The 15369-nt window shown below is 70.9% G+C and carries 16 protein-coding genes and 1 pseudogene; 6 read left to right on the top strand and 11 right to left on the bottom strand.

The window, feature by feature from the left end:
* Window positions 1-8 precede the first annotated feature (8 nt).
* Window positions 9-305, bottom strand: coding sequence for a MoaD/ThiS family protein (locus SACMADRAFT_RS17885; protein ID WP_009155239.1), 297 nt, complete (start codon window positions 303-305; stop codon window positions 9-11).
* On the bottom strand, window positions 302-1417 hold the full coding sequence (locus SACMADRAFT_RS17880; protein WP_009155238.1) for a WD40/YVTN/BNR-like repeat-containing protein: 1116 nt from the start codon (window positions 1415-1417) through the stop codon (window positions 302-304). The genes SACMADRAFT_RS17885 and SACMADRAFT_RS17880 overlap by 4 nt, the downstream gene beginning before the upstream one ends.
* A gap of 102 nt (window positions 1418-1519) precedes the next feature.
* On the opposite strand from SACMADRAFT_RS17880, the gene SACMADRAFT_RS17875 reads away from it, so the two are divergent.
* Window positions 1520-2200 carry a winged helix-turn-helix transcriptional regulator gene (locus SACMADRAFT_RS17875; RefSeq protein ID WP_009155237.1) on the top strand — a complete coding sequence of 227 codons (681 nt, stop codon included), beginning with the start codon at window positions 1520-1522 and terminating at the stop codon, window positions 2198-2200.
* On the opposite strand, the gene SACMADRAFT_RS17870 is transcribed toward SACMADRAFT_RS17875, so the two are convergent.
* Complete coding sequence (locus SACMADRAFT_RS17870) at window positions 2190-3407, bottom strand: acetyl-CoA C-acetyltransferase (protein WP_009155236.1); 1218 nt, start codon at window positions 3405-3407, stop codon at window positions 2190-2192. The genes SACMADRAFT_RS17875 and SACMADRAFT_RS17870 overlap by 11 nt on opposite strands.
* Before the next feature lie 121 nt (window positions 3408-3528).
* On the opposite strand from SACMADRAFT_RS17870, the gene SACMADRAFT_RS17865 reads away from it, so the two are divergent.
* The 4 genes from SACMADRAFT_RS17865 to SACMADRAFT_RS17850 all read left to right on the top strand — a co-directional run bounded on the left by SACMADRAFT_RS17865 (window position 3529) and on the right by SACMADRAFT_RS17850 (window position 6625).
* Window positions 3529-3975 (top strand): gamma-glutamylcyclotransferase family protein, encoded by a 447-nt coding sequence (locus tag SACMADRAFT_RS17865; RefSeq protein ID WP_009155235.1) that lies wholly within the window; start codon window positions 3529-3531, stop codon window positions 3973-3975.
* A 108-nt stretch (window positions 3976-4083) separates the two neighbouring features.
* The gene (locus SACMADRAFT_RS17860; protein ID WP_009155234.1) at window positions 4084-5211 is read left to right on the top strand and encodes a glutathione-independent formaldehyde dehydrogenase; all 1128 of its coding nucleotides are present in this window, start codon (window positions 4084-4086) and stop codon (window positions 5209-5211) included.
* Between the two features lie 37 nt (window positions 5212-5248).
* Window positions 5249-6232 carry a magnesium transporter gene (locus SACMADRAFT_RS17855; protein WP_009155233.1) on the top strand — a complete coding sequence of 328 codons (984 nt, stop codon included), beginning with the start codon at window positions 5249-5251 and terminating at the stop codon, window positions 6230-6232.
* Between the two features lie 138 nt (window positions 6233-6370).
* Window positions 6371-6625, top strand: coding sequence for an amphi-Trp domain-containing protein (locus SACMADRAFT_RS17850; protein ID WP_009155232.1), 255 nt, complete (start codon window positions 6371-6373; stop codon window positions 6623-6625).
* Window positions 6626-6704: 79 nt separating this feature from the next.
* Here SACMADRAFT_RS17850 and SACMADRAFT_RS17845 read toward each other — a convergent pair whose 3' ends face one another.
* Both SACMADRAFT_RS17845 and SACMADRAFT_RS17840 read right to left on the bottom strand, forming a co-directional pair.
* Window positions 6705-7313, bottom strand: coding sequence for a DUF6461 domain-containing protein (locus tag SACMADRAFT_RS17845; protein WP_009155231.1), 609 nt, complete (start codon window positions 7311-7313; stop codon window positions 6705-6707).
* Between the two features lie 176 nt (window positions 7314-7489).
* A complete protein-coding gene (locus SACMADRAFT_RS17840) occupies window positions 7490-8527 on the bottom strand; it encodes a cation diffusion facilitator family transporter (RefSeq protein ID WP_009155230.1) in 1038 nt (345 codons plus the stop codon).
* Window positions 8528-8592: 65 nt separating this feature from the next.
* Here SACMADRAFT_RS17840 and SACMADRAFT_RS17835 point away from each other — a divergent pair, with 65 nt between their 5' ends.
* On the top strand, window positions 8593-8943 hold the full coding sequence (locus SACMADRAFT_RS17835) for an ArsR/SmtB family transcription factor (RefSeq protein ID WP_009155229.1): 351 nt from the start codon (window positions 8593-8595) through the stop codon (window positions 8941-8943).
* Between the two features lies 1 nt (window position 8944).
* Here the strand turns inward: SACMADRAFT_RS17835 and SACMADRAFT_RS17830 are convergent, their stop codons facing one another.
* The 6 genes and pseudogenes from SACMADRAFT_RS17830 to SACMADRAFT_RS31210 all read right to left on the bottom strand — a co-directional run.
* Complete coding sequence (locus SACMADRAFT_RS17830) at window positions 8945-10354, bottom strand: NADH-quinone oxidoreductase subunit N (protein WP_009155228.1); 1410 nt, start codon at window positions 10352-10354, stop codon at window positions 8945-8947.
* A 13-nt stretch (window positions 10355-10367) separates the two neighbouring features.
* The gene (locus SACMADRAFT_RS17825; RefSeq protein ID WP_009155227.1) at window positions 10368-11867 is read right to left on the bottom strand and encodes a complex I subunit 4 family protein; all 1500 of its coding nucleotides are present in this window, start codon (window positions 11865-11867) and stop codon (window positions 10368-10370) included.
* Window positions 11868-11869: 2 nt separating this feature from the next.
* Window positions 11870-13708, bottom strand: a complete 1839-nt coding sequence (locus SACMADRAFT_RS17820; protein ID WP_009155226.1) for a proton-conducting transporter transmembrane domain-containing protein — start codon at window positions 13706-13708, stop codon at window positions 11870-11872.
* Window positions 13709-13714: 6 nt separating this feature from the next.
* Window positions 13715-14020, bottom strand: a complete 306-nt coding sequence (gene nuoK, locus SACMADRAFT_RS17815) for an NADH-quinone oxidoreductase subunit NuoK (protein ID WP_009155225.1) — start codon at window positions 14018-14020, stop codon at window positions 13715-13717.
* Window positions 14017-14580 (bottom strand): NADH-quinone oxidoreductase subunit J, encoded by a 564-nt coding sequence (locus SACMADRAFT_RS17810; protein WP_040926555.1) that lies wholly within the window; start codon window positions 14578-14580, stop codon window positions 14017-14019. Before SACMADRAFT_RS17810 ends, nuoK begins: the two co-directional genes overlap by 4 nt.
* A gap of 243 nt (window positions 14581-14823) precedes the next feature.
* Window positions 14824-15306: pseudogene (locus SACMADRAFT_RS31210) on the bottom strand (NADH-quinone oxidoreductase subunit H); the annotation flags it as partial.
* Window positions 15307-15369 lie beyond the last annotated feature (63 nt).

Here is a 15369-nt window from a genome sequence, read left to right as displayed (position 1 = left end):
AGGAGCCTTCAGCCGCCTGCCATCGCGCCAACGATGAGCAGCGGTTCGGTGCCTGCCAGCACCGGGGCGGGCAGCGCGGTGTCGTGCGGCTCGTGGGAGAGGTCCTCCTCGCAGGCGAAGAAGCGCACGAACGCCCTGCGCCGCAGCGTCACCTGGTCGCGCACCGTGCCGCGCAGCGCAGGGTAACGCTCCTCGAGCGCGTCCAGTACCGAACCCAGCGTGGCGGTGCCCGCGATCTCCAGCCGTACCTCGCCGTCCACGCGCGCGAGCGTGCGCAGGTGGGTGGGCAGTGCGACGCGGATCATGGCAGCGACTGCACCTCCACCGAGAGCACGGCGGGCAGGTCTCGCACGATCGGCGTCCAGTGCGCCCCCGAGTCCGGTGACACGTACACCTGGCCACCCGTCGTGCCGAAGTAGATGCCGCACTCCTGCAGGGTGTCGACGGCCATCGCGTCGCGCAGCACGTTGACGTAGCAGTCGCGCTGCGGCAGGCCCTCGGTGAGCGGCTCCCACTCGTGGCCGCCGGTGCGGCTGCGGTAGACACGCAGGCTGCCGTCGATCGGGAAGTGCTCGGAGTCGCTCTTGATCGGCACCACGTAGACGGTGTCCGGCTCGTGCGCGTGCACGTCGATGGGAAAGCCGAAGTCGGTCGGCAGGTTGCCGCCGATGTCGTGCCAGGTCTCGCCGCCGTCGTCGGTGCGCATCACGTCCCAGTGCTTCTGCATGTACAGCACGTCGGGCCGCTGCGGGTGCATGGCGAGGTTGTGGACGCAGTGGCCCACCTCGGCGTCGGTGTCGGGGATGCCGTCGGAGCGCAGCCCCTTGTTGATGGGCCGCCACGACTCACCCGCGTCGTCGGTGCGGAACGCGCCCGCCGCCGAGATGGCCACGAACAGCCGTCCCGCGTCGCGCGGGTCCTGCACGATGGTGTGCAGGCACATCCCGCCCGCCCCCGGTTGCCAGGAGGACGCCGAATCGTGGCGGCGCAGCCCCGGCAGTTCCTGCCACGTCCAGCCGCCGTCGACGGAGCGGAACAGCGCGGCGTCCTCCACGCCCGCGTACACGGTGTCCGGCTCGGTCAGCGACGGCTCGAAGTGCCACACCCGCGCGAACTCCCACGGGTGCTGGGTGCCGTCGTACCACTGGTGCGTGCCCGTGCCGCCCTCGTAGGCGAACTTGTTGCCGACGGGGTTCCAGGTTCGGCCGCCGTCGTCGGAGCGCTGCACCACCTGCCCGAACCAGCCGCCGGACGGCGCCGCGTAGATCCGGTCGGGATCGCTGGGCGATCCCTTCATGTGGTAAACCTCCCAGCCCGCGAAGTGCGGCCCGCTGATGTCCCACTGTTGTCTCTTGCCGTCCGAGGTCAGGATGAACGCTCCTTTGCGCGTCCCGACCAACACTCGTACCCCGGTCATGCCGTCTCCCTCCGACCCTGGAGGCAGAATGTAACAGTGGCCACTTCTAAAAAACAAGTGATAGATTTGAAAAGACAACTTACAACTTGTGGAGTTGATCCGATGGCCACGCGGCGCAGCTACAACGACATGTGCGGGATGGCTCACGCACTCGATCTGGTGGGGGAGCGGTGGGCGCTGCTCGTGGTGCGCGAGCTGTTGCTGGGCCCGAAGCGCTATTCCGACCTGCGCGCCGACCTGCCCGGCATCAGCACCAACGTGCTCTCGCAGCGACTGTCGGACCTGGAGCGGGAGGGTGTCGTGCGCAGGGCCAAGCTTCCGCCGCCAGCCGCGTCGGCGGTGTACCAGCTCACCGAGTGGGGACAGGAGTTGGAGCCGGTCGTCTGCGCGCTCGGCCGCTGGGGGTTCCGCTCGCCGAGCTGGCGTCCCGGAACGAACCTGAGCACCAGTGCGTTGATCCTTTCGCTGCGCACCAACGTGCGAGACACCGCGGGCGAGCCCGCCATGCGCGTCGGCCTGCGCATCGGCGAGCACACCTTCCGCGCCGAGGTGGCGAACGGCACCTTCACCGTCGTGCCCGCCACGGCGAACGAACCGGACGTTGTGCTCGAGGCCGACGAACCGAGATCGCTGGCCGTGCTCGTCTACGGCGCGGGAGAGCTCGACACCGCCGTGGCCGAAGGCACGGTGCGGTTCAGCGGCGACCGCGACGTGGCGTTGCGCTTTGTGTCGCTGTTCGCGCTGCCCGAGACCGCCGCCCCCAGCGCGGCGGTCAACGGCTGAGTTCGAAGACCGCCGCGAGCCCCTGCCCGCCGCCGATGCACATGGTTTCCAGCCCGTAGCGAGCATCTCGCCTGCGCATCTCCCGCAGCAGGGTGGCGAGGATACGGGCCCCGGTGGCGCCGACCGGATGCCCGAGCGAGATACCCGAGCCGTTGACGTTCAGCCGATCGAAGTCGCTGTCGGTGAACTGCCACTCCCGCGTGCACGCCAGCACCTGTGCAGCGAACGCCTCGTTCAGCTCGATCAGATCCAGCTCGGCGAGCGTGAGACCGGCGCGAGCCAGCGCCTTTTCCGTCGCGGGCACCGGGCCGATGCCCATCGTGCGTGGCGGCACTCCCGCCACGGCCCACGACACCAGCCGCGCGAACGGCCGCAGCCCCAACTGCTCAGCCTTGTCCCTCGTGGTGACGAGGCAGGCCGCGGCGCCGTCGTTCTGGCCGCTGGCGTTGCCCGCCGTCACCGTCGCCTCCGGGTCGTCGCCCGCCATGATCGGGCGCAGCCCGGCCAGTCGCTGCACCGTGGTGTCGGCGCGCGGATGCTCGTCGCGCGAAACCGTGGTGTCCGGCTTTCCACGCTTGCCCGGCACCGTCACCGGCACGATCTCCTCGGCGAACCTGCCGTCCTCGATCGCCGCCACCGCGCGCCGGTGCGACTCCAACGCGAGCTCGTCCTGCTCGGCGCGCGAGATTCCGTACTCGCGGCGCAGGTTCTCCGCGGTCTCCAGCATCCCACCGGGCACCGGATGGTTCGCGCCGCCAGCCGTCACCCTGGCCCTGGCCAGCCGGTCGTGCAGCCGCACACCGTCGCCGCGCACGCCCCAGCGCATCCGGTCGGAGTAGAACTCCACGTTGCTCATGCTCTCCGCGCCGCCTGCCAGCACGAGTTCCGCCGCCCCCGTGGCCACCCGCATCGCCGCGTCGAGCACGGCCTGCAACCCCGAGCCGCACCGCCGGTCGAGCTGCAGGCCCGGCACCTGCACGGGCAACCCGGCGTCCAGCGCGGCGACCCTGCCGATCGCGGGTGCCTCACCGCTTGGATAGCAGTTGCCGAGAACGACGTCGTCGATGGTCGCCGGGTCGACAGCCGTGCGGCTGACGAGTTCCTCGATCACCCGCGCCGCCAGCGCGGTCACCGGCACGTCGGAGAACATGCCGCCGTAGCGGCCCACCGGGGTACGGATCGGCTCGCAGATCACGACGTCGGTCATCCGCTTTTCGTACCACGGGTGACGCGGTCGCGGCGGCGCCGTGGCCCACGTCACCGCGATTGACCGCTCGCCAGGTGCGCCGGGATGATGACTTCGCGATGGCTGCTGCGAAGGAACGGCGTTGACCGCCCGGCTGCCGGGCAGGCTCGCTGCCGTGGCGGCGCGGCCGGCACCGCTGTTCGTCTACGGAACGCTGCGGTTCGCCGCGGTGCTCCAGGCGCTGCTCGGGCGGGTGCCCACCGCTGCCGCGTCGGCCGCGGAGGGTTGGCGGGCGGCCGCACTACGCGGACGGTGCTACCCCGTGCTGGTGCCAGGGTCCGGCAGGGCGGACGGGCTGCTGCTGACAGACCTGGCGCCGAACGAATGGCGCGTCATCGACGAGTTCGAGGACGACTTCTACGACCTCACCGCACTCACGTTGACCGAGGGGCAACAGGCGTACTGCTACGCCTGCCCGCACGTGCCGTGGCAGGAGCTGGACGGCGACTGGGACGCCGAGTCCTTCGCCCGGCGCGCCCTGCCCGGTTTCGTCGCCGAATGCAGGCAGTGGCGCGCCGGGCCGTGCTGACACCGCACCCTCTCGCGGTCACCGCCGATCGAATGCACGGCTGTGCATGGACCTGGTCCGGGCGGGTAGTCGAGGACGGAAGGCACATCGCCGAGCAGGGAGTGCGAAATGAAAGCCGTTGTCTACGAAGGCCCCAACCAGATCGACATCGAGCAGGTCGAGGACCCGCGGATCGAGCAGCCGACCGACGCGATCGTGAAGATCACCTCCACGGCCATCTGCGGCTCGGATCTGCACATGTACGAGGGCCGCACGGCAGCCGAACCGGGAATCGTGTTCGGCCACGAGAACATGGGCGTGGTGACCGAGGTCGGTTCCGGCGTCGAAACCGTCCGGGCGGGCGACCGGGTGTCCCTGCCGTTCAACATCGCCTGCGGCTTCTGCCGAAACTGCCTCGCGGGCAGGACCGGGTTCTGCCTGACGGTGAACCCCGGCTTCGCGGGCGGTGCCTACGGCTACGTCGGCATGGGCCCGTACAAGGGCGGGCAGGCCGAGTACCTGCGGGTGCCGTTCGCCGACTTCAACTGCCTGCAGCTGCCGCGAGGTGAGCAGCACGAGGACGACTTCGCGATGCTGGCCGACATCTTCCCCACCGGGTATCACTCCACCGAGCTGGCCGGTGTTTCGCCGGGTGACACCGTCGCGGTGTACGGCGCGGGCCCGGTCGGGCTGATGGCCGCCTACTCCTCGATCCTGCGTGGCGCCTCGCAGGTGTTCGTCGTCGACAAGGTCCCCGACCGGCTGCGGCTGGCCGAGGAGATCGGGGCGGTCCCGATCGACTTCACCCAGGGCAGCGCGCCGGAGCAGATCCAGGAGCGCACCCTCGGCGGCACCGACCGTGGTATCGACGCTGTCGGCTACCAGGCCACCGTCCCCGAGGGCGAGGAGCAGCCGTCGGTGGTGCTCAACGACCTCATCGAGACGGTGCGCGCCACCGGTTCGCTCGGGGTGGTGGGGCTGTACCTGCCCAACGACCCCGGTGGTCCCAGCGAGGACGCCAAGAAGGGCAGGCTGCTGGTGGACGTGGGCCGCTTCTTCGAGAAGGGCCTGCGCATGGGCACCGGCCAGGCCAACGTCAAGGCGTACAACCGCCAGCTGCGCGACCTCATCATCGCGGGCAGGGCACGGCCCAGCTTCGTGGTGTCGCAGCGCCGCCCGCTGGAGGAGGCTGCCGATGCCTACGCGCGCTTCGACCGTCGCGAGGAGGGCTACACCAAGGTGCTGCTCAAGCCGTGAGCATGCCCGGGGCGGTACGGCCACGTGACAATGGGCCATGACCGCCACCGACGTATCCACCGGGTCCGCCACTCTCGGCACGGCCGCACAGCACGCCACCCGCAGAGTTCCGGTTTGCGCACCCGGCGACAGCGTCGCCGACGTACTGGACCGGCTGCGGGGGCGGCGGTTCGACACCGCCGCGCTGGCGGCCGTGTGCGAGGGTGAGCGACTCGTCGGCCTGACCACCGTCGAGCGGCTGCTCGCTGCCCGGCCGAAGGCCGTCGTGTCCGAGGTGATGGACCCCGACCCGCCGGTCGTATCACCGGACGCCGCGCAGGAACGCGCGGCGTGGGCGGCCGTGCGGCACGACGAGCCGGGGCTGGCGGTCGTCGACGAGGACCGGCGGTTTCTCGGGCTGATCCCCGCGCAGCGGCTGATGGGGGTGCTGCTGGCCGAGCACGACGAGGACCTTGCCCGGCTCGGCGGTTTCCTCGGCACCGCCTCGGCCGCGCGGCAGGCCACGGTGGAGCGGGTTCCGCGCAGGCTGTGGCACAGGTTGCCCTGGCTGCTGCTCGGGCTGACCGGCGCCATGCTGTCGGCAGGAGTGGTGGGGGCGTTCGAGAGCCTGCTGGACCGGCAGGTGCTGCTGGCGTTCTTCGTGCCCGCCGTGGTGTATCTCGCCGACGCCGTCGGCACGCAGACCGAGACTCTCGTGGTGCGCGGCCTTTCGGTCGGGGTGCCGGTAGGTCGGGTCGCGCTGCGCGAGGCTGTCACCGGTGTGTTGATCGGGCTGTTGCTCGCGGCCGGTGCGCTGGCGCTGACGGTCGTGTTCTGGGGCGACCTCGCGGTCGCCGTCGCGGTGGGGCTGGCGTTGTTCGCCGCGTGCGCGGTGGCGACGCTGGTGGCGATGGTGTTGCCGTGGCTGCTGTCCCGGTTGGGTACGGACCCGGTCTACGGGTCCGGCCCGCTGGCCACCGTGGTGCAGGACCTGCTGTCGATCCTGATATACCTGGCCATCGCTTCAGCCGTGGTGCCCTGACCCGCGAGTCCCCCGTTCCCGTCGGCGAGTCCCCCGTTCCCGTCGGCGAGCCCCCCGCTCTCGCCCGCGAGTTCCCCGGTGCGGTCATGCGGTTGAATGTCACGCGACGAATCCGGGTCACCACACTGGGAGGTTGTCGTGTCGGACGCACCACGAGACGTCGAGCGGTTCTACTCCACCTCGGAGGTGGTCGCCAAGTTGCGGCGCCTCGCCGACGCCCTGGAGTCGGGCAAGCCGTTCCGGATCCAGATCGCGGGCGAGCGCATCAACGTTCCGGCGGGCGCGCAGTTCTCCGTCGAACACGAGCGCGGTGCGGTCGAGGAGGAGGTCGAGTTCCAGCTCAAGTGGAAGCTCACCGAGCAGGACGACACACAGAACGAGCAGGTGGTGTAGACCTCACGTGCGCGGGTGGCCGCCTGCCCGGGCCGCTCGCGAGGCCCGGTCGCCGCGACAACGTTTCGGCGGCCGACGGCTACGTCCGGATGTCACCCACGAGCAGCGGTTGGTTCAGCAACTGCGGAGTGAAGAGCACACCCGTCATCCTGGCCGCCACCGCGAAAGCCGAAGCGATCGGGAACTCGGGGCGTTCACCGTCCTCCTCCAGCGGATCCAGGCCGACCTCGCGCAGCAACGGCACGAGCCGCTCCGGTTCGCTGCCGTATCGCTGGCTCGGCACATCCGGCAGCAGGCCCGTGATGACGGTGCCGTCCACCGCGTGGACGAAGTGGTCCTCGGCGTAGTCATGCCGGTTGATCGCCACGACCTCGCTGGACAGCGACAGCCCGGTGATCACCTCGGGCAGCGTGCCTTCCCACCCGTACGGCTCGATCGCCACGCTCCATTCGCCGCAACGGACCACCCCGACGTACCCGCTACCGCTCGCACCTTGTGTCTGTTCGACGTGCCTGCTGACCACCTCGATGAGATCGTCGAACGTCATCCGCTCGCCCTCGGGTGAGGGGGCGCCGAAGCGGCGCAACACCTCGCGCGGAGCGAGCTGGTGGAAGAAGGAGACGCAGAAGATGTCGTCCAGCGGGTTGTCGCCGTCCAGCCACGTGAGCTGCGCCAGGGGATCGGTCACCGTACCTCCTCGATCGACTCGGGCAACATTGGCAGACAGCAGGCGACAATCCTCGGGCGGGCGTGATCCGGTTGTGCCCGGGCGGTACGTGGCTGCACATCCGTAGTCGGGAGCGCAGAACTCGCGGACGGGAGCGGGGGACTCGCGGACGGGAGCGGGGGACTCGCGAGTTGTGGTCAGCGGTGGTGGGCCAGCAGGGCGTGGGCCTCGTCGGCCCCCGCGGCGGGTTGGGTGTGCACAACCGCCTTGGCCAGCCGGGGAATGGCGTGCAGCAGGTCGTGCTCCACCTGGTGTGCTATCAGATGAGCCTGGCGCACCGTCAGCTCGGCCGCGACCGTCACCGCGAGTTCGGCGTGCAGGCTGTGCCCGATCCAGCGTATCCGCACCTCACCCGCGTCGAGTACACCCGCCACACCCAGCGCCGTCCGCTCGGCTTGCTCGACAGCCGCGGGGTCCACCGCGTCCATGAGTCTGCGCAGCACTTCCCTCGCCGCGTCGCGCAGCACGAACAGGATCGCGACCGTGATGGCCAGTCCGATCAGCGGGTCGGCGAGCGGGAAACCCACGGCCACCCCGGCCGCGCCGAGCACCACGGCAAGCGACGTGAAGCCGTCCACGCGCGCGTGCATCCCGTCGGCCACCAGCGCGGCCGAGCCGATCTGCCGCCCGACCGTGATGCGCCAGCGCGCGACCAGTTCGTTGCCCGCGAACCCGATCGCGCCCGCGAGCGCCACCGCCCACAGGTTCGTGACCGGCTGCGGGTCCAGCAGCCTGTGCACCGACTCGTATCCGGCCAGCACGGCCGAGGCCGCGATGATCAGGACCACGACCAGTCCCGCCAGGTCCTCCGCGCGCCCGAGACCGTAGGTGAAGCGCCGGGTGGCCACCCGCCTGCCGAGTACGAATGCGATCGCCACCGGCACCGCGGTCAGCGCGTCGGCGACGTTGTGGATCGTGTCGCCCAGCAGCGCCACGGAACCGGTGAACAGCACCACCACCGCCTGTACGGCCGCGGTGACCAGCAACGCGACGAAGGACCAGCCCAGCGTGCGCATTCCCCGCCTGCTGGCCTCCAGCGCGGTGTCGATCCGGTCGGCGCTGTCATGGCTGTGTGGCGTCAGCAGGTGGCGAAGGCCCGCCACCACCGAGCGCACGCCACCCGCGCGCTCCCGACCGTGGCCGTGCCCGTGTCCGTGCTCGTGCCCTCGACCCATGAAGCGAACCCTCCGTTCCGGCGTTGCCCTTGCCAGCTTGGCGAACGACGCGCAATCATGCAAGCATGCGCGCGCACGACGACGTCTCCGGGGGCCTGCGGGCCGAGGCCGATCGGTTCGCCGAGGCCGCGCAGGTACTGGCGCTGCTGGCCGACCCCACCCGGCTGCAACTGCTGAGCCTGCTGACCACCGAGCAGGACGTCAGCACGCTCAGTGCCAGGGTGCCCGCCTCGCGCTCCTCGGTGTCGCAGCACCTCGGCCGGCTGCGGCTGGCCGGACTGGTGCACGCGCGCAAGGACGGCAGAAGGGTGCTCTACCGCGTGGCAAGCGATCACCTGAGCGCGCTGGTCGCCGAGGCACTGGACTACGCCGATCACGTCACCCTCGGCATCCCGCACCACCGCCGCGACCGCTGAGTCACGACAGTGGGGAAGGGCCCGCACCGACCGCCGTGAGCAGCAGACCCGCCAGCGGCCCCAGCGCCAGCGACACCACCGCGGCGACGTAGGCGGTGACCGAGGGCCACGCCGCCGCCGGGACGGCGGAACCTCGGCCGTCGCGGCTCACCGCGGGCGCGACCCAGCGCAGGTAGTAGAACAGGCTCGCCACCGTGTTCACCACGGCCACCACGACGAGCCAGCCGAGGCCGGCCTCGAAGGCGGCGGTGAACACCGCGAGCTTCCCGGCGAAGACCCCGGTCGGCGGGGTGCCGACGAGCCCGAGCAGGCACACCACCAGGCTCAGCGCCAGCCAGGGCCTGCTTCGCGCCAGACCCCGGTAGTCGCCAACGGTGCGGGCGGCGGGCACGGCGGCCACCACGGCGAACGCACCGAGATTGGTCACCGCGTACGCGATGAGGTAGAGCAACAGGCTGGGCAGCGCCAGCGCGGTACCCGCCGCCGCCACCGCCATCAGCAGGTAGCCGACCTGGCTGATCGTCGAGTAACCCAGCAGCCTTCGCACGTTGTCCTGGAAGAACGCGGCCAGGTTGCCCAGCGTCATGGTCGCGGTCGCCAGCACCGCCAGCAGCATTCGCCAGTCCACTCCGGTGGCGGCGAGCGGCTCCGCGACGAACCGGTAGACCGCCACGATCGCCCCGAGCTTCGGGATCGTGGTGACCAGCGCTGCCACCGAAGGCTTGGCGCCTTCGGCCACATCGGGCACCCAGAAGTGCGCGGGGACCGCCCCCGCCTTGAACAGCGGCCCTGCCAGCAACAGCACGGCACCGGTGGCGAGCGCGGCGGTGGCCGAGCCCGGCAGGGTCTGCGCCAGCAGCGGGTACGCCGTGGATCGGCCCAGTCCCAGCAGCACCGTCAGGCCGAACAGCATAATCACCCCCAGCAGCGCGCCCATCAGGTAGTACTTCATCGCCGCCTCGGTGCCGGGTGCGTCCTTGGCGAACGCGGTGAGCGCGTACAGCGGGACGCTGGCGAGGAGGTAGGCCGCGGCGAGCAGCAGCAGGTCGTTCGCGCCCGCGAGTACGACCGCGCCGAGCGCTCCGAGCAGCAACAGCACCACGAACTCGGTCTCGCGCCGATCACCGCGCACCCCTGGGGCGGCCAGCGCCAGCACCAGCGCCACCGAGCCGAGCACCGCCACGCGCACCGTGGCGGTGGCCACGTCGAGCGCGTAGGCGCCCTCGAACACGGTGGTGTGCTCGCCCCAGAACGCCACCGCCGCCACCGCGCCCGCCGCGCAGCTCGAGAAGGCCAGCGCGCGCACCAGCCACTGCCGCCGCCGGGGCAGGAAGGAGCCCAGCAGCAGGCCGAGCACGGCGCTGCCGGTGAGCAGCAGTTCGGGCAGCAGCAGCCACAGTTGCGTCAGCATCGTCGCCCTCATGTCAGCGACTCAGCAGCGAACCGAGGGTGCGGGCGGCGGGCTCGATCGTGTCCAGCAGGAACCGCGGGAACAACCCGATCACCACGGCCAGCGCCATCAGCGGGGCGATCGAGACCGTCTCGGCCACGGTGAGGTCTGCGACGACCCCGCCGGTGGCCGACCGGGGCGCGCCGAGGAACAGCCGTTGGTATGCGCGCAGGAACAGCGCGGCCGTGACGAGGATGCCGAGGAAGGCCAGCGCCGTGGCCACCGGCGCGCCCGCGAGCGAGCCGGTGAAGATCTGGAACTCCGCGATGAACCCGGAGAAGCCCGGTAGGCCGAGGGAGGCGAACGCGGCGAGCGCGGTCAGCCACGCGAACCTCGGGGCCCGCGCCGCCAGCCCGCCGTAGGAGCCCATGTCGTAGGTGCGTCCCCGTTCGAACAGCACGCCCGCGAGCAGGAACAGCGCACCGGTGATCAACCCGTGGCTCACCATCTGGGTCACGGCTCCGGTGACGGCGAGGTCGTGCGCCTGCGCGTTCGATCCGGCGAGCAGACCCGCCGCGCCGACCGCGAGGATCACGTAGCCCATGTGGTTCACCGACGTGTAGGCGATCATCCGTTTGAAGTCGCGCTGGCTGAGCGCCACCAGCGCACCGTAGAGCACGCTCAGTACCCCCACCACCACGATCACGGGCGCGTAGTCGCGCCAGGTGGCGGGCAGCAGCGGCATGGCCACGCGCACGAACCCGTAGGTACCCAGCTTCAGCAACACCCCGGCCAGGATCGCCGAGCCCGCCGCTGGGGCCTCGGTGTGCGCGGGCGGAAGCCAGGTGTGGAACGGCACGGTGGGCGTCTTGATCGCCAGCCCGATCACGATCGCCAGCAGCACCAGCACACCGAAGGTGCCCTGCCCGGCGAGCGGGTTGAGTTCGGACAGTCGCACGATGTCGAACGTGCCCGGGTCCGCCGCGACGTACAGCCCGATGAAACCCAGCAGCAGCGCCAGCGAGCCGACGAAGGTGTAGAGGAAGAACTTCAGCGCCGCGCGTGCCGCGTCACGATGCCCCCAGCCGGAGATGACGAAGTACATGCCCACGATGGACAGATCGAAGAAGACGAAGAACAGGATCAGGTCCAGCGCAACGAACACCCCGAGGCACACCGTCTCCAGGAACAGGAACAGGAACAGCGCCACGAACGCCCTGACCCGGTGGGTCTGCCGCAGCGAGTACACCGCGCACGCCAGGAACAGCACCGCGGTCACCGCCACCAGCGGCAGGCTGAGCCCGTCGACGCCGACGTGGTATCCGGAGTCGACGGTGGGAATCCAGCGCCGGTTCACCTCGTACCCGAAGCCGGAGGCGCCGGGGGTGTAGGCCACCCACAGCGTCACCACCAGCGCCACCTCGACGGCGGTGGCCACCACCCATGCCCACCGCACCACGGAGTCGCCGAGCCGGGGCACCGCCAGCAGCACCACCGCGACCGCCAGCGGCCAGAACACCACGATACTGAGCACGCTCACCTCACCGCCGTAATCAGGATCAGCAGCGCCGCCAGCGCCGCCAGCGCCACGAACGCCTGCGCGTAGTACTGGTGCAGCTGCCCCGTCTGCGGGCGCTTTGCCAACCGGCCGAGCGTGCGGAACAGCCGGGTCACGGTGCTCACGGCCGAATCGAGCGACCATTCCAGCCGGTTGTCGGTGAGCCGGGCCAGTGCCGTGCCGAACGTGCCGACGGCACGCACGCCGCCGTCGACCACCCGGTCGTCGAACCGCGCCAGCGCCCGCGTCCCGCTCAGCGCGGGCGCGACGATGCCGAGGTAGGCCAGCCGTTCCAGGCCGAACCAGTCCGCGAGCCGCCGTTGTGACGGCACGTCGCCGAGCCTGCGCACGACACCGGCCGCCGCGGCGGCCGCCACCAGCGCGATCCCGGCGGAAAGCAGGTACTCCCACCACACCGGTGTCGGCAGCGCGACGCCCGCCACCACATCCGCGTAGGCGGTCCACACGCCGTGCACGGCGAGCACGCCGAGCAGTGCCGCACCCGCCGCCAGCGGTGGCAACGGGTATCGCTGTGCCGCCGCCACCGGCGGACCGGGTCGGGTCTGCGGTGGCGGAGCCAGCACCAGCACGGCCGCACGCGCGGCGTAGCCCGCCGACAGTGCCGAGGCCGCGAGTCCGAGCAGGTACAGCGGCGTCGACTCGTGCAGCGCCACCGCCAGCACCTGGTCCTTGGTGGCCCACATGGACAGTGGTGCCAGCCCGGCGAGGCAGGCCGCGCCGACCACGAACGAGCCGCCCACGAGCGGGTAACGTCGAGCGGCGCCACGCAACCGCCCCAGGTCCCGGGTGCCCAAAGCGGTCAGCCATGCACCAGCGGCCAGGAACAGCAGGCTCTTGGTCACCGCGTGGGTCACCAGGTGCGCGCTGCCTGCTGCGATGCCTCCCGCCCCCGCGGCCACCACCATGAACCCCAGTTGCGCGCACGTGGACGCGGCCAGCAATTGTTTGAGGTCGGGCTGCGCGAGCGCCACCGCGCCCAGCGCCAGCGCCGTGACCATGCCGACCCAGGTCACCACCGAGGCTGCCCAGCCCGTGGCGGCCAGCAGCGGCTGCATACGCAGCAACAGGTACGCCCCGGCGGCCACCATCGTCGCGGAGTGCAGCAGCGCGGACACCGGGCTGGGGCCGTCCATCGCTCTGGACAACCAGAAACTGAACGGCAACTGGGCGGACTTGCCGAGCGCTGCCAGCACCACGCCCGCCGCGACGGCGTCGCGCCACCCGCCCGGCAGCGACGCGAGCCCCGCCAGCGCCAGGCCGTCCGCTCCGCCCGCCAGCGCCGCGCCCGCCGCGAGATAAAGGCCGAGGTCGGCGGCCCTTGTGGTGAGGAAGGCGATGTTGCCCGACTCGACGTTTCGGTCGCGCCGCCAGTGCAGGCCGATCAGCGCGTAGGACATCGCACCCATCACCTCCCACGCCATCAGCAGCGACAGCAGCGTGGTGGCGGTGACGGTCACCAGCATCGCGGCGACGAACACCAGCAGCAGCCCGAAGAACCGGGGCCGGGCCTGGCCCGCGCCGAACTCGCCCGCGCCGGACACCAGCACGGCGAGCGCCACCACCGTCACGGTCACCACCATGACCGAGGAGAGCCCGTCCACCCGCAGCCCGAACGAAATGCCCTCCAAATAGGACACCGAAGCCGAGGGCCTGACGACGGCGCATGCGATCGCCAGCGCCGACGACAGCACGGCCGCGACGAGTGCCACCGCAGCCGCGGCCCGGTCGGCGCGCCTGCCCCACACCAGCAGGCCAACCCCCGCCGCGAGGGGAACGGTCACCAGCGCCCACAGCATCCGCCGTCACTCCCGCAGATCCGAGGCCATGTCGGTCATGTCCACGTCGCGGGCGCGAAACAGTGCCGTGGTGACGGCGAAGCCGACGGCCATCTCGATGGCCATGGCCGTCACGGCCAGCACCACCAGTACCTGACCGTCCGGGCGAACGGGGGAGGTGAAGTACCAAAACCCCGCCGCGCCGACGATCACCGCGTTGAGGATCAGCTCCAGCCCCATCATGATCATGACGATCGACTGCTGCGACAGCGCCCCGTAAAGCCCCACGCTGAACAGCGCGGCCGCCAGCAACAGGTAGTCCTGCAGGCTCACCGGCCGACACCTCCCGGCGTCGGGTCGTCCGGCCTGCGCCGGTCGAGCCGGTCGCCGTAGCGCTCGTAGCGGCCACGGTGGGTGGCCAGCACCACGGTGGCGACGATGGTGGCGAACAGGCCGAGCCCGAGCACCATCATCACCAGCATCTTCGAGCCCATGAGCGCTTCGCCGAGCGCGTGGGTCGGCTCTGCAGGCGGCCGGGCGGGCGACCGCGGCCAGTCGACGAGCAGGATGCCCGTGGCGAGCACGGCGAAGGTGCTCACCGCGATCGCCATCGCGCCGCGTCGGTTGTGCACCATCGTCATCGGCATCAGCCCGGCCGGGTTCATCATGTACATGACCATGAAGACCGCCATCACCAGCATCTCCATGATCATCATGAGGATGACGAGCACGCCGAGGTAGGTCAGGCCCACCAGCAGCAGCGTGACGGCGGCCAGCACGAACGACAGCAGCAGCGCGAAGGTCGCCCTGGCCATCGAGTCCACCCGAAACACCAGCATGCCCGCGCCGACGGCGCCCGCGGCACACAACCAGAACGCGACCTCACTCCACACGACTGCGCTCACCCGCCTTCCACGAGCACGACCACGGCGACGACGAGTGCCTGCACCAGGGTCAGCGGCACCAGCACCAGCCAGGACAACTCCTCGAACCTGTCCATGCGAATCGTCGGTACCCTGCGGCCGAGGAACACCAGCGCGGCCAGCACTGCCGCCGTCTTCACCAGCGTCCACAGCCAGCCCCGTCTTCACCAGCGTCCACAGCCAGCCAGGCAGCAGCGGCCCCAGCCCGCCACCGAGGAACAGCGGCACCGACATCGCCGCCCCGGACACCAGCAGCAGCCAGCGACCGGACACGAACACCAGCCGGTCCACTCCGGACAGTTCGGCCAGCACGCCGCCCGCGGTGTCGCGGCCGAGCGGATGGTCGAACGGGCGGAAGAACGCCATCGCCAGCACCGAGACGAGGAACACCACGAAGGCGACCGGCATCCATACCACGAACCACAGGTCCCGCTGCGCACCCACGATGTCGGCGACGCGCAGCGAGCCTGCGCCGAGCGCGGCCGTGGTGAGCGCGAACATGTGCGGGAGTTCGTAGGCGAGCCCCTGCGCGAGGAACCGGTAGCCGCCCACAAGGGCCATCGCGGAGTTCGCGCCCCACCCCGCCAGCCACACAGCGGCCCAGGCGACCACCTCCATCGCGTTGAACCACACCACCCCCACCGACAGGTCGCCGACCGCCCACCGCCCCAGCGGTGTCACCAGCGACGCGAGCACCGCGGCCGACAGCAGCGCGATGCCCGCGGCGCGCCACAGCAGCGTGTCGGCCGACCGGGTGCG

The sequence above is a fragment of the Saccharomonospora marina XMU15 genome, assembly GCF_000244955.1.
Lineage (GTDB): Bacteria > Actinomycetota > Actinomycetes > Mycobacteriales > Pseudonocardiaceae > Saccharomonospora_A > Saccharomonospora_A marina.
The sequence above is the reverse complement of the archived record's forward strand: the minus strand, read 5'-3'. Positions and strand labels throughout refer to the sequence as shown.

Excerpts from the sequence above, each read along its gene's own strand:
- SACMADRAFT_RS17855 (WP_009155233.1), top strand. The coding sequence starts at position 5,249 with ATGACCGCCACCGACGTATCCACCGGGTCCGCCACTCTCGGCACGGCC.
- SACMADRAFT_RS17840 (WP_009155230.1), bottom strand. The coding sequence starts at position 8,527 with ATGGGTCGAGGGCACGAGCACGGACACGGGCACGGCCACGGTCGGGAG.
- SACMADRAFT_RS17875 (WP_009155237.1), top strand. The coding sequence starts at position 1,520 with ATGGCCACGCGGCGCAGCTACAACGACATGTGCGGGATGGCTCACGCA.
- SACMADRAFT_RS17870 (WP_009155236.1), bottom strand. The coding sequence starts at position 3,407 with ATGACCGACGTCGTGATCTGCGAGCCGATCCGTACCCCGGTGGGCCGC.
- SACMADRAFT_RS17835 (WP_009155229.1), top strand. The coding sequence starts at position 8,593 with ATGCGCGCGCACGACGACGTCTCCGGGGGCCTGCGGGCCGAGGCCGAT.
- SACMADRAFT_RS17830 (WP_009155228.1), bottom strand. The coding sequence starts at position 10,354 with ATGCTGACGCAACTGTGGCTGCTGCTGCCCGAACTGCTGCTCACCGGC.
- SACMADRAFT_RS17820 (WP_009155226.1), bottom strand. The coding sequence starts at position 13,708 with ATGCTGTGGGCGCTGGTGACCGTTCCCCTCGCGGCGGGGGTTGGCCTG.
- SACMADRAFT_RS17885 (WP_009155239.1), bottom strand. The coding sequence starts at position 305 with ATGATCCGCGTCGCACTGCCCACCCACCTGCGCACGCTCGCGCGCGTG.
- SACMADRAFT_RS17880 (WP_009155238.1), bottom strand. The coding sequence starts at position 1,417 with ATGACCGGGGTACGAGTGTTGGTCGGGACGCGCAAAGGAGCGTTCATC.
- SACMADRAFT_RS17860 (WP_009155234.1), top strand. The coding sequence starts at position 4,084 with ATGAAAGCCGTTGTCTACGAAGGCCCCAACCAGATCGACATCGAGCAG.